Source organism: Saccharothrix sp. 6-C (assembly GCF_016695385.1).
Classification (GTDB): domain Bacteria; phylum Actinomycetota; class Actinomycetes; order Mycobacteriales; family Pseudonocardiaceae; genus Actinosynnema; species Actinosynnema texasense.
The window spans coordinates 3,101,181-3,113,449 of record NZ_CP064192.1 but is presented as its reverse complement, the minus strand read 5'-3'; the positions used below and the strand labels follow the sequence as shown (position 1 = coordinate 3,113,449).

The 12,269-nt window shown below is 73.0% G+C and carries 11 protein-coding genes; 6 read left to right on the top strand and 5 right to left on the bottom strand.

Annotated features, from left to right (window positions below; translation table 11 throughout):
• Nucleotides 1–917: 917 nt before the first annotated feature.
• Nucleotides 918–2,162 (top strand): vanadium-dependent haloperoxidase, encoded by a 1,245-nt coding sequence (locus IOD16_RS13650; protein WP_201440351.1) that lies wholly within the window; start codon nt 918–920, stop codon nt 2,160–2,162.
• 65 nt (nt 2,163–2,227) lie between these two features.
• Here the strand turns inward: IOD16_RS13650 and IOD16_RS13645 are convergent, their stop codons facing one another.
• Nucleotides 2,228–3,526, bottom strand: coding sequence for a sensor histidine kinase (locus IOD16_RS13645; protein ID WP_201440350.1), 1,299 nt, complete (start codon nt 3,524–3,526; stop codon nt 2,228–2,230).
• Complete coding sequence (locus IOD16_RS13640; RefSeq protein WP_201440349.1) at nt 3,523–3,963, bottom strand: hypothetical protein; 441 nt, start codon at nt 3,961–3,963, stop codon at nt 3,523–3,525. The genes IOD16_RS13645 and IOD16_RS13640 overlap by 4 nt, the downstream gene beginning before the upstream one ends.
• 218 nt (nt 3,964–4,181) lie before the next feature.
• On the opposite strand from IOD16_RS13640, the gene IOD16_RS13635 reads away from it, so the two are divergent.
• The 3 genes from IOD16_RS13635 to IOD16_RS13625 all read left to right on the top strand — a co-directional run bounded on the left by IOD16_RS13635 (nt 4,182) and on the right by IOD16_RS13625 (nt 6,970).
• A complete protein-coding gene (locus IOD16_RS13635) occupies nt 4,182–4,328 on the top strand; it encodes a hypothetical protein (protein ID WP_201440348.1) in 147 nt (48 codons plus the stop codon).
• Nucleotides 4,329–4,575: 247 nt separating this feature from the next.
• Nucleotides 4,576–5,445, top strand: a complete 870-nt coding sequence (locus IOD16_RS13630; protein ID WP_442978102.1) for an LLM class F420-dependent oxidoreductase — start codon at nt 4,576–4,578, stop codon at nt 5,443–5,445.
• Between the two features lie 154 nt (nt 5,446–5,599).
• Entirely contained in the window at nt 5,600–6,970 is a 1,371-nt protein-coding gene (locus IOD16_RS13625; protein WP_201440347.1) for an oxygenase MpaB family protein, read from the top strand.
• Between the two features lie 20 nt (nt 6,971–6,990).
• On the opposite strand, the gene IOD16_RS13620 is transcribed toward IOD16_RS13625, so the two are convergent.
• Nucleotides 6,991–7,323, bottom strand: coding sequence for a YciI family protein (locus IOD16_RS13620; RefSeq protein WP_201440346.1), 333 nt, complete (start codon nt 7,321–7,323; stop codon nt 6,991–6,993).
• Nucleotides 7,324–7,455: 132 nt separating this feature from the next.
• Complete coding sequence (locus tag IOD16_RS13615) at nt 7,456–7,926, bottom strand: MarR family winged helix-turn-helix transcriptional regulator (RefSeq protein ID WP_236594957.1); 471 nt, start codon at nt 7,924–7,926, stop codon at nt 7,456–7,458.
• A 70-nt stretch (nt 7,927–7,996) separates the two neighbouring features.
• On the opposite strand from IOD16_RS13615, the gene IOD16_RS13610 reads away from it, so the two are divergent.
• Entirely contained in the window at nt 7,997–8,998 is a 1,002-nt protein-coding gene (locus tag IOD16_RS13610) for a hypothetical protein (RefSeq protein ID WP_201440344.1), read from the top strand.
• Nucleotides 8,999–9,185: 187 nt separating this feature from the next.
• Here IOD16_RS13610 and IOD16_RS13605 read toward each other — a convergent pair whose 3' ends face one another.
• A complete protein-coding gene (locus tag IOD16_RS13605) occupies nt 9,186–10,094 on the bottom strand; it encodes a lysyl endopeptidase (RefSeq protein ID WP_201440343.1) in 909 nt (302 codons plus the stop codon).
• A gap of 421 nt (nt 10,095–10,515) precedes the next feature.
• Between IOD16_RS13605 and IOD16_RS13600 the strand changes: the two genes are divergently transcribed.
• Nucleotides 10,516–12,231 carry an ABC transporter ATP-binding protein gene (locus IOD16_RS13600; protein ID WP_236594956.1) on the top strand — a complete coding sequence of 572 codons (1,716 nt, stop codon included), beginning with the start codon at nt 10,516–10,518 and terminating at the stop codon, nt 12,229–12,231.
• Nucleotides 12,232–12,269 lie beyond the last annotated feature (38 nt).

Genomic DNA, 12,269 nt, shown 5'->3' with positions numbered 1-12,269 from the left:
CAGCCAGGCACCCCCGTGCGCGTTTTGCCGATGCGAGTCGCTAATCAACCAGGAGTGGCCGCGGCGCACGTAACACCGTGGTTAATTTCGCCCCATCCCCCGTACGCCACCCCGACCCACAACATTCCAGATCGATTCCGCCGCTCGCAACCCCCGAAGCACTTCGCCAACCCGAAGCCTCGACAATAGTTCCCGAGTGTGACCCGGTTCATATTCCGATAATCATGCCCGGTGGCACTGTACCGCCGAATCGGGCGCAGATGCCGTGCGCCCAACGGGAACCGCCGCGCCGAAGTCCACTGTGGACGACCTGCCGCAGGTGCCGGACCGCGCCCACGACCCGCGCATCCCACTTCGTGAGGTATTCGTTCAACGCTCAATAACGGAATCGCCACCCGCCCGGTAGATCATTTACCCCAAGAAAATACGCCCGGCCGGGGTCGCCGCACTTCCGGACAACCCGTCCGGACCGGCCGGCCGGTGCTCGCCCTCCGGGGCCGACCAGGTCACGTCGTCGACCCCCACTCACCACCCGACGCCGTCGCGGCGCGAACAGCACTCCGGACATTCATGAACAGCACGCCACGACCGCCGGCCCGCTCGACGTGCCCGGTGATGATTCTCGGCATTTCACACCGCATGGCGAGCGGCGGGCATGGTCGGCGAACTGGTCGGGTGCGTCCTGACCAACCCGGAGAAGACCGGCCGGTTCCCCCCTCGCCGAGCGACTGACCCTGCCGGCCGACCTGAGCGGAATCGAGACGCTCTTCGTCCCGGCCGGTGCGGAGCGGGCGTTCCCCTCCTCGGCGACCGCCCGGCCGGGTCCGGCGCCTTCGTGTTGCGCCTGCCGGACGGGGGGCGATACTTTCCGCGACGGTGTCGACGCGCTACGCCTACAACCGGGGTTGGCGATGGTCATGACGGTTCTCGCGGCTCTCGCGCTGACGGTGCCGCTCACACTCGTGCCGCAGGTCGCCACCGCCGCGGACGCGGCGCCGAACGCGGTCGTCGTCTGGGACCTCAACGCGCAGACCGCCATCTGGGACGTCGCGCAGCAGTCGCCGCCGCAGGTCGCCGGACGCGGTTTCGCGATGGTCAGCGTCGCGGTCTACGACGCGGTGAACGCCATCGCCGGCACGCCGTACGAGCCCTACCTCGGCGCACCGCGGGCCAACGGACGCGAGTCGACCGACGCCGCGGTCGGCACCGCCGCCTACCGGGTGCTGGACGCCCTCTTCCCCGCGCAGCGGGAAAGGCTGCGCGCGCAGTACCGCGAGTGGCTCGCCGCCATCCCGGAGGGACCGGCGAAGCACGGCGGCGTCCGGGTCGGCGCCCAGGCCGCCACCGCGATGGTCGCGGCGCGGCAGGACGACGGCGCCTTCGACCCCCGACCGTGGACCGTCGGCACGGAGCCGGGCTGGTACCGCCCCACCCCGCCGGGTTTCGAGAACACGGGCGCCTGGGTGGGTTTCCTGAAGCCGTTCGCCATCCCGGACACGACGATGTTCCGCACCCCCGGGCCGCCGGCGGTCACGAGCCCCGCGTACGCCCGCGATGTCGACGAGGTCAAGCGGCTGGGCTCGGCGACGAGCGCCGTCCGCACGGCGGACCAGACCGAGGCGGCGCTCTGGTGGCACGACCGGCGTTCCGTCAGCTGGGGGATGAAGCGGGACCTCGCCCTCACCCGGGGACTCGGACCGTTGGAGACCGCGCGCCTCTACGCGCTGGCCGACGTCACCGGCGCGGACGGCGCGATCGCCTGCGCCAACGACAAGGAGTTCTGGCACTCCTGGCGGCCCATCACCGCCATCCGGTCCGCCGACACCGACGGGAACCCCGCCACCGCGGGCGACCCCGGCTGGACGCCGCTGGTCGTCACCCCGCCGAACCCCGACTACCCCTCCGGCCACACCTGCCGCACCGCCGCGCAGATGACGGCGTACGCGCACTTCTTCGGGCGCGACGACGTCCCCTTCGGCGCGTTCAGCCCCGACAGCGGCACCACCCGGCACTTCGACCGCTTCTCGCAGGCGACCGCCGAGGTCGTGGACGCACGCATCTGGGCGGGCATCCACTTCCGCTCGGCGGACGTCGACGGCGCCGTGCTCGGCACGGCCGTCGGCAACCACATCACAAAGCGCCACTTCCGGCCTCGTCGGTGACCCGTCGGGCGGGCGGGTGACCGACGGGCGGCGCGTGCGGCCGACGTCACCCGCCCCGCCGGTCGTCACGGGCGCCGGGTCTCGACCTCCTCGTCCGGACGGGTCCGCACCCCGGCGACCGCCACCCGCCCGCTCTCGGCGAGACGTCCCCGACGAGGGCGGACGCCGGGCTCCGGACGCCGGACAGGCCCCGGTGGCGGCTGGTCCACCGCCGGCCCGGCGGAGTCGAGCGGCAGGACGGCGTCGAGCCGGAACCCGCCGGTGGGCGTCCGCGCGGTGCTCAGGCTGCCGCCGAGGGCGGCCAGCCGCTCGCGCAGGCCGATCAGGCCGTGGCCGGTGGACAGCGGGCCGCGGTGCGCGGCGCGGGGCCCGCCCGCGTCGCCGACCCGGATCTCGACCTGGGTCGCGGTCCAGGTCAGCAGCACCTCGGCGGACGCGCCCGGACCCGCGTGCTTGGTGACGTTGGTCAGGGCTTCCTGCACCACCCGGTACACCGCGAGGTCCACCGCGGGCTCGACCGGCCTCGGGTCGCCGGTGACGCGCGACTCGACGTGCAGGCCCGCCGCCCGGAACGAGTCCAGCAAGGCCGGGATGTCGCCGGCTCCCGGCTGCGGCTCGGCCGGCTCGCCCTCGGCGCGCAGCACCTCCAGCATCCGGCGCAGCTCCCCCATCGCGTTCTCGCCCAGGTGCTGGATCGTGTCGAACGCGCGCGCGGCCCGGGTCGGGTCGCGGTCGAGGACCCGGCGCCCGCCCGCCGCTTGCAGCACGATCACGGTGACCGCGTGGGACACCACGTCGTGCAGCTCTCGCGCGATCCGGCCGCGTTCCTCGGCGACGGCCTGCCGTGCCTCCAGCTGCCGCCTCTCCTCCAGCGCCCGCGCGTGCTCCCGGCTGGTCCGGACCCACCGGCCGGTCGCCCACACCGACAGCGGCAACAAGGTCAGGTACGCGGCCGCCGCGATGTCCACGAGGACGTCTTCCAGGCCGCCCGGGTCCAGGTCAGGCGTGGAGGTGGAGAACGCGTAGAGCAGCGCGCCGGCCAGCGCCACGCCCGCGACCCGCACCCGGCACCGCTCGGCGACGGTGAACAGGGCGAGGTACACCGCGATCTCGGGGCGGAAGGCGAAGCCGCTGACGGGCGAGGCGAGCGCGGCCACCGCCAGCACCACGACGAACACCGCCATCGGGTGCCGGCGCCGCGCCACGAGCACGGCGGACACCAGACCCAGGTACCACAGGGCGAACCAGAAGTCCGGTTCCTCCGGCCGCAGCGGGACGTGCGAGTAGAGCACCACGTCCATCGCGCTCGCGCCCAGGGCGAGCGCGACGTCCGCGGCCGCCGGGGCGAACCGCCTCCACGTCATGAGCAGCGAGCGCAGTTGACGATGTTGTGCTTCGCGCACGCCTTGGACCCCGGCGGCACCGGCACGACGGAACCGGCCGCTTCGAACGCCGCGCGCACGTCACCGCCGTGGGCGGCGATCGCGGCCTCCAGCGCCACCGGCTCGGGCATCACCGCGTTCGGCGCGTGCCGGGACGCGGAGGCGAGGTCGAGCACGGCGAACTCGGCGCCGGCGAGCCGCAGGGCGTTCACCCCGGTCGACGGGATGCGCTCGACCGGGCCTTCGTCCGCCCCCGCGAGCACGACCGAGACGTCGAGGCTGCCGTCCAGCAAGCCGGGCGGCGGGTCGGGCACGACGACCCGGGTCGGTTCGACCAACCAGCCGGCGGCGACGTGGCCTCCCCCGGACCGCGCCGTGGCCTCCGACTCGACGGAAACGGCGACGTGTGCTGCCGTCATGATCTACCCCCTGGCGGAAATGCGTTCAGGTCGAGAATGGAAAATGCCGCGTTCGGCCGCCCCATCGTCCAACTCCGGACCGAGCTTGGGCATCCCCGCATGGGATTACCACGAACGAGTGAATACTCCATCGAGTGACGTATCCGGGGACGTTTTTACGGCGCGGCCAACGGGACGGCGTGCCGGGTCGATTCCCCATCGCCCCCAGGGGGATCACCGTGGCGCCGGCCATCGCGCCGGTCTCCCCGGCCCGCGCCGCCGACGGCCTGTGCAAGATCACCACCACGCAGTTCTCGATCAGCCACCACGACATCGACTGCGTGCGGGGTGGTCGGCGGGAGGACCCGTGCCCGTCGTGTCGGTGACCACCTGGCCCGATTCGGACGACCAGACGCGCAGGTTGGTGCAGGAGCCGACCAAGGCGGTGCGCGAGGTGGCGGGCGCGCCGCGCCGAGCCGCCGCGCGTGACCACCGGTGGGCCGTCACCGCGACGGCCCATCGGTCACCCGTAGGGACGCGGTCGTGCGCGCCACGTCGAGTTGACCTGGAGCGCACTCCAGCCGCTAGCGTCGCGGCCGTCGACGGCGGAGCAGGCGAGGAACGGAGCACGACGTGCGTCTGGGTGTGCACATCAGCCGGTTCAACCAGGGTGCGGCGCGGCTCGGTCCCGAGCTGGCCGCCGCCGGCGCGGCGGTCGAAGCGGCCGGCGTGGCGTGGTTGTCGGTCATGGACCACTTCTTCCAGATGGAGCAGAACGACGCTCCCGAGGACCCGATGCTGGAGAGCTACACGACGCTGGGGTTCCTCGCCGCGCACACCTCCACCGTCCGGCTCGGCGCGCTCGTCACCGGCGTCACCTACCGCCACCCGGGCCTGCTGGCGAAGAACGTCACCACGCTGGACGTGCTGTCGGGCGGTCGCGCCACGCTGGGCATCGGCGCCGCCTGGTACGAGCGCGAGCACCGGGGGCTGGGCGTGCCGTTCCCGCCGCTGGGCGAGCGCTTCGAGCGGCTGGAGGAAGCGCTGCGGATCTGCCTGCAGATGTGGGACCCGGCGGACGACGGCCCGTTCGAGGGCAGGCACTACCGGCTGGCCGAGACCCTGTGCGCGCCCGCGCCGGTGAGCGCGCCGCACCCCGAGGTCATGGTCGGCGGCAACGGCGAGCAGAAGACCCTCCGGCTGGTCGCCCGCTACGCCGACGCCTGCAACTTCCTGCTCCCCTCCCCCGCCGAGGTGCCCCACAAGCTCGACGTGCTGCGCCGCCACTGCGACGCGCTCGACCGCGACTACGACGCGATCCGCAAGACCGTCGTGCACCTCGGGGCGCTGCCCGAAGACGCCGACGGGTGCACCAAGGCCCTGGCGGGCTACGCGGAGCTGGGCGTCGACACCGTCATGGTGCTGTCACCGGACGGCGACCAGGCCGAGTGGGTCGAACGCGTGCTCGCCCCGGTCACCGGCCGGCTGGCCGAGCTGGGCTGACCGGGCCGGGCCGACCGGGCGGGGCTGACCGGGCCGGGCTGACCGGGCGGGGCATCACATCGGGTGGACTCGTCACGCAACGTGTCCTCGTCGTGCGCGCGGGCCGCTAGCGTGGGACCGGTCCGCGGTGCGGACCCGTTCGGAGAGGTGGCGGATGACGGCCGAGGTGCTGCCGGGACCGGGCTCGGCCACGTGGGACCGCCTCGGGCAGTGGCGGCTGCTGCTGGTGATCCACCGGTCGCTGCTGCTGCAGGCCGCCCACCCGGCGATCGGCGCGGCCGTGAGCCGCTTCTCCGTCTACAACGCCCGCCCGTGGCGGCGGCTGTTCCGCACGCTGGAGAGCCTGCAGACCTACGTCTACGGCAGCGCTTCGGAGCAGCGTCGCGAGCTGGCCCGCCTGGAGCGCCTGCACCGCCGGATGCAGGGCACCGACGACCACGGCAGGCCGTTCACCGCCGCTGACGTGCAGGCGCGGGCGTGGGTGCACCTGACCCTGTACGACGCGGTGCTCACCGCGCAGCAGTTGGGCGGCGATCCGCTGTCCCCCGAGGAGACCGCCCGCCTGTACGCCGAGTGGCGACGCCTGGGGCAGGTGTTCGGGCTGGCGGAGGACGACATGCCCGCCACGCCCGAGGACTTCCGCGACTACTTCGACCGCATGGTCGCCGACGTGCTGGAGGACAACGCGACCGTCCGCGACCTGCTGTCGGGCAGCATCCACCGCGTCCCGCCGCCGCCCGGCCTGCCGATCCCCGCGCTGGTCTGGGCGCCGCTGCGGCACCTCGTGGTCACCGCCGTCGTCCAGGCCACGGTCGCCACGCTGCCCGCGGTGTACCGCGAACGCCTGCGCCTGACCGTGGCGCCCGGCGCGGACCTGCTCGTGGCCGGTCTGCACCGGGCGGCCCGGCTGACCTCCGACCTGCTGCCCAAACCGTGGCGCTACCTGCCGCTGGCCGCCGCGGCGATCAGGGCCGACGACGTGCGGCCGCGGTCCCGGGTCGCGCCCACCCCGGAGTCGTTCTTCACCACCGTGCTGGACCAGAGCGGCGACGGCGTGCTGCGGTGGAGCGACCTGCTGGCCATGGCCCGCGAGCTCAGCACCCACCTCGACCTCGACGAGGACGACGAGACCGCCGTCCACGACGCCTTCCGGTCGTGGTGGGCGCAGCTGTGCACCGCCACCGGCACGCCACCCGACGGCGCCGTCACCCTCGACGGCTACCGCTCGGCCCAGGCCGGCGACCGCTACCCCGGCCCGCCCGACCCGGACCGCGGCTACGGCGCCGTGGCCGCCGCCATCCGGCGCCTGATCGACCGCGACGCCAACGGCGAGGTCCGGCCGGCCGAGTACACCCGACTGCTCGACCGCAGCCCCCGCAGCCACGAGGTCATCGCCGCCCTGCGCGACCTGGACCACAACGGTGACGGCACGCTGAACAGCGACGAGTTCGAGACCGCCGTCCAGGACTTCCTCACGGGCCACCGCGACCTACCGGCCGCCCGCCACCTCCTCGGCCGCGCCTGACCCTTCGGCCGGCCCGGTCGCTACGGCGTCTCCTGCAAGGGCCACACCTCGACCACGCCGTGCGCGACCGCGCAGGGGGTCGCCGAGGCGAGCTCGACGGCCTCCTCCACCGTGTCCGCTTCGATGATCGCGAACCCGGCGACCGGGAGGTCCGAGGACAGGAACGCCCCGCTCCGCACCGTCACGCCCGCGCCGTCGGGGTTGCGCACCTGCATCGGCGAACCCGCGATCCCCGTGACGACCCCCATCGCGCGCAAGCGGGCGTCGTGCGCGTGCGCCTCGTCCCGCACGGCCGCGTCGGTGCGGTCGTACCCCTCCCGGTCCCCGTACCCGATCGTCACGAACTTCGGCATGGCACTTCCCTCCGAGGTCGACACCGACCGCCCGACGGTACTGACCGCGGACCGGCGCCGCGACGTCGAGGAAGCGCCGCCGGGTCACGACTGCTCCCCGCGCCGGGCTCCGACCGCCCGTCCCGGGCGGGTTCAGCGTGGTCCGGTGGCGGCGGTGATGAGGGTGATCAGCTGGCGGCGGAAGTGGTCGTAGTCGTCGACCGCGCCGAGCAGCGACTCCGACTCCTGCTCCTCGCGGCGGGCGGTGGTCAGGACGGCGCGGCCGGTCGGGGTGATCTCGACCAGGGTGCGGCGGCGGTCGCGGGGGTCGGCGGCGCGGGTGACGTGGCCGGAGCGGTCCAGGCGCTCGATGGTGCGGCTCATCGTCTGGTCGGTCACCTTGCACAGGGTGGCCAGCTCGCGCTGGGCGAGCGGGCCGTCGGCGAGGTGGTGCAGCGCGATCAGGCCCGCGTGCGTCAGGCCCAGGCCGTTGAGCACCTCGTCGAACCGGCTCTCCACGACGCGCGCGGCCACCGACAGCAGGCGCCCGGTCGGCCAGGAGTCGACGTCGGCGCGGACCTGGTCCGGCCGGTGCGACACCTCCCGCTCGTCCCCTTGGCCCACGCCACCATCTTCGCAGAGCAGCCCGGGGGTCGGTTGTTCAGCCTGCTGAGCGTTTGTCATGATGTTCAGCGTGCTGAACGTTGTGCGTGGTCGTGGTCGGCTGCTGGTGCTCGGGGTGGTCGGGAGCCTCGTGCTCACCGGCCTGGTGTGGCTGCTCGGGCAGCGGCTGCACGGGATCGCCCTGCTGCCCGACCAGGGAGCCTCCTGGTACTACTGGAAACTGCCCGAGCCCACCTTCTGGACGCGCGCGTCGGCGTGGGCCGGCTACGCGGCGCACCAGGTCGTGTCCTGGGGCCTCATCTACTACGCGCAGACCAGGGTCCGCCGCTACACCGGCGGCCTGCACCGGGTGAACGTCGTCGCGCTCGCCGCCAACGGCGCGTTCATCGCCCTGCACGCCCTCCAGACCCAGGTGTTCTACGACGGCACCGCCCAGGACGTGTCGATCTTCAGCTCGCAGGGCTCCGTCGTGCTGCTGCTGGTGGCCGTGCTGCTGATGGAGAACAAGCGGCGCGGGCTGTTCTTCGGCAGGCGGGCCCCGATCCCGGCCGACGTCGTGGACTTCGTGCGGCGCTACCACGGCTACCTGTTCAGCTGGGCCGCGATCTACACGTTCTGGTACCACCCGATGGAATCGACCAGCGGTCACCTCATCGGGTTCTTCTACATGTTCCTGCTGCTGTTCCAGAGCAGCCTGGTGTTCACCACCGCCCACACCAACCGGTGGTGGACGCTCACGCTGGAACTGATGGTGGCGCTGCACGGCACGCTGGTCGCGGTGATGAACTCCGGACCGGACGGGGTCTGGCCGATGTTCCTGTTCGGCTTCGTCGGCATCTTCCTGATCACCCAGGTGCACGGCGTGGGGCTGTCCGCGGCCGCCCGCTGGTGGACCGCCGGGACGGTCGCGGTGGCGGTCGCGGCCGTCTACACGTGGCGCGGTCTGGACCGGCTCGACGAGGTCGTGCGCATCCCGGCCATCGAGTACCTGCTGGTCGCCGTCCTCGCCCTGCTGATCTGGGCGCCGCTGCGCCTGGCCCGCGTCCTCACCGCCGCAACCCCCGGCCGCTGACGGCGGCCGGGGGCGGCGGCACGACCGCGGTGTGGATGCCCTCGGTGGCGGTGTCCGGCGAGGAGCGGGCCGCGCGGGCACCGGTCGACCGTTCGCGCCGAGGGCGGGCAGCGGTCCTGGTCTGCGACGGCCGGCGTGGCGCCGCGGGCTCGACCCCCGGCTCACGGCGCCGCGCGACCGCCGTCGCTCATCGTCCGGGCTTGCCGGTGGCGGCGGGGGTCGCAATGTTCCCGATGCCGGTGGCGGAGTTGACCGCCGCCGCGTAGTCCGCGACCGTCTGCCCCGGTGTCGAGCACTTCCGCATGTCGGAGTAGCACCACATGAACCCGCCGTGGACCGGCGTCTTCCGGCCCATCTCCGTCAGCTTCTGCTCGACCGCGGCCGGGGAGTCGCCTTGGGCGCAGCCGTCGCCGTTCTTGCACCAGAACCCCGGGTCCACCGCCATGCCCAGGGCGTCGGCCCACTCCCCGGGGTCGTTGCCCGTCCCGCCCGCGTAGCACTGCAAGTAGACCCGGTCCACCAGGGAGCCGAGTTCCGCTCTGACGTCCCGCCAGTAGTCCATGCGCGCGTAGGGCACGAAGGTGAAGTTCCGGTACCCGATCCTCTTCGCCATCCTGGCGAACTCCACGGTCGAGTCCACGTCGTAGCACGATTCGTCGTCGCTGTTGAGCGCGTCGACGCCGATCTTGTCGAACAGCGCCTTGAAGTTGCGGCACAGGATGCTGTCGGGGCCGGTCCCGCCGTCGGCGCCGCGCTTCGCGATCAGGCTCTTGATGTTCTCCCAGTCCGCGGCGCCGTAGGAACCGACCGAGATCTCGACGCGGCCGACCTTCGACCCCTTCGCGGTCTTCAAGGACTTGACCCAGTCGGCCCACCTGTCGTCCTCGACGCAGTAACCCCCGTCCTGCACGATCGGCGTCTCGTTGTAGTAGAGGTCGCCGTTCTCGTGGACGTGCAGGCTCCAGAGGATCACCGTGCCGAAGCCCGATTCCGCGAGCTCGGTCGCGGTCGCCGCGTCGCCGGGGAAGGGGCCGTCGGCGTAGAGGGCGGACCGGCCGCCCGCTCCCGACCTCGGCTGCACGATCGCGTTTCCCATTGTCGACTCCTACTCGATCCGGCCGCGTTCCGGGGCCGGCTCGCGCCGCCCCGCACGGGCACACCGCCGGCGCACGTCTCGGGCGTGCTCCGCCACCTCGGTCCTACCCGGCGGCGGAACCGGCATGTGCGCGGCTCGGGACGTGCACTCGGACGAGTCGGGGGAATCAGCCCTCCGGGCAGCCGCGGTCACGCAACGAACACGTCCACCCGGCCCGGGGCCGGGGACGACGTCACCGTGCCCGTCACCGACATCACCCCGGCCGACCTTGACAGTGCCCGCCTCACTCCAGAGAATCGCGGAAAGCGCTTTCCAGCGGTCGTCCGGCCGCCGGTGGCGCCCGTTCCGGCCGATGAAGGAGCACTCCTCGGTGACCTCGTCCGACACCCCGCGAGAACATCGCGACCCGGGCGAAGGAGCCGTGCGCGCGCTCGGCCGCCTGTTCCGGCCGCACCGGCGGCGCCTGGGCGGCGCGCTGGCCGTCTTCGTCGTGAAGCACAGCCCGGTGTGGCTGCTCCCCCTGGTCACGGCCACCATCGTCGACACCGTGGTGCTGCACCTGCCCCTGGACGGGATGTGGGTCGCCACCGGCGTGATCATGCTGATCCTCGTGGTCAACTACCCGCTGCACCTGCTCTACGTCCGCCTCCTGCACGGGAGCGTGCGGCGGGCGGGCACCGAGCTGCGGTCGGCCCTGTGCACCCGGTTGCAGGAGCTGTCGATCGGCTACCACAACCGGACCAGCGCGGGCGTGCTGCAGGCGAAGGTCGTCCGCGACGTGGAGACCGTCGAGCAGATGGCGCAGCAGACCACCGACACCGCGATGAGCGCGATCACCGTGCTGATCGGCGGCTTGACGATCGTCGGCGTGCGGGCGCCGCACTTCCTGCCGCTGCTGCTGGTGATCGTGCCGCTCGCGGCGCTGGTGGTGATGCGCCTGCGCACCAGCCTGCGCGACCACAACGAGGTCTTCCGCCACGACGTGGAGCACCTGGCGGCCCGCGTCAACGAGATGGCGCAGCTGATCCCGGTCACCCGCGCGCACGGCCTGGAGCGCCACGCCCTGCGGCGCATGGACGACACCCTGCGGCAGGTCCTGACCTCGGGGCTGCGGCTGGACCTGCTCAACGGCCGGGTCGCCTCGCTGTCGTGGGTGTTCCTCAACATCCTCGGCGTGCTGTTCCTGACCGCCTCCGCGCTGGTCGCCTACCACGGCGCCTGGGGCATCGGCGCGGGCGACGTGGTCATGCTCAGCGCCTTCCTCACCACCTCCACCACGTCCCTGGCCACCCTGATGACCCTGGCCCCGGTCATCGCCAAGGGGCTGGAGTCCGTCCGCTCCGCGAGCGAGGTGCTGCGCACCCCCGCGTTGGAGGACAACAAGGGCAAGGCCGCGGTCACCGGGGTCCACGGGGCCGTGGACTTCCGGGCCGTCGGCCACACCTACGACGGGACCGACCGGTCGGCGGTGCGCGACTTCACCCTCCGCGTCGCCCCCGGCGAGACGATCGCGCTGGTGGGCCCGTCGGGTGCGGGCAAGTCCACGGTGCTCAACCTGCTCATCGGCTTCATCCGCCCCCAGGCCGGTCGGATCCTGCTCGACGGCGTCGACATGGCGGAGCTCGACCTGCGCACCTACCGGCGGTTCATCTCGGTGGTGCCGCAGGAGCCGATCCTGTTCGACGGCACGGTCCGCGAGAACGTCGCCTTCGGCATGCCCGACGCCGACGAGACCGCGATCAGGACGGCGTTGCGCGACGCGAACGCCCTGGAGTTCGTCGACCGGCTGCCCGACGGGCTCGACACCCCCGTCGCCGACCGGGGCGCCCACCTGTCCGGCGGCCAGCGGCAGCGCCTGGTCATCGCCCGGGCCCTGCTGCGCGACCCCCGCCTGCTGATCCTCGACGAGGCCACCTCCGCCCTGGACACCCGGTCCGAGGCCCTGGTCCAGGAGGCGTTGGCCAGGCTGGTGCGGGGCCGGACCACCTTCGTCGTCGCCCACCGGCTGTCCACCATCCGCGACGCCGACCGCATCGTCGTCCTGCGGGACGGTGAGATCGCGGAGATCGGCTCGCACGACGAGCTGCTGCGCGGCGGAGGCGTCTACACCCGGCTGCACGCGGGCCGACCGGCCTGACCCCGGCCGCCGGCGGCCGGGAACGCGCCACGCGTCCC

Bases quoted from the DNA above. Each gene is read 5' to 3' on its own strand.
- IOD16_RS13640 (WP_201440349.1), bottom strand. From the start codon at position 3,963: ATGACGGCAGCACACGTCGCCGTTTCCGTCGAGTCGGAGGCCACGGCG.
- IOD16_RS13620 (WP_201440346.1), bottom strand. From the start codon at position 7,323: ATGCCGAAGTTCGTGACGATCGGGTACGGGGACCGGGAGGGGTACGAC.
- IOD16_RS13605 (WP_201440343.1), bottom strand. From the start codon at position 10,094: ATGGGAAACGCGATCGTGCAGCCGAGGTCGGGAGCGGGCGGCCGGTCC.
- IOD16_RS13645 (WP_201440350.1), bottom strand. From the start codon at position 3,526: ATGACGTGGAGGCGGTTCGCCCCGGCGGCCGCGGACGTCGCGCTCGCC.
- IOD16_RS13650 (WP_201440351.1), top strand. From the start codon at position 918: ATGACGGTTCTCGCGGCTCTCGCGCTGACGGTGCCGCTCACACTCGTG.
- IOD16_RS13625 (WP_201440347.1), top strand. From the start codon at position 5,600: ATGACGGCCGAGGTGCTGCCGGGACCGGGCTCGGCCACGTGGGACCGC.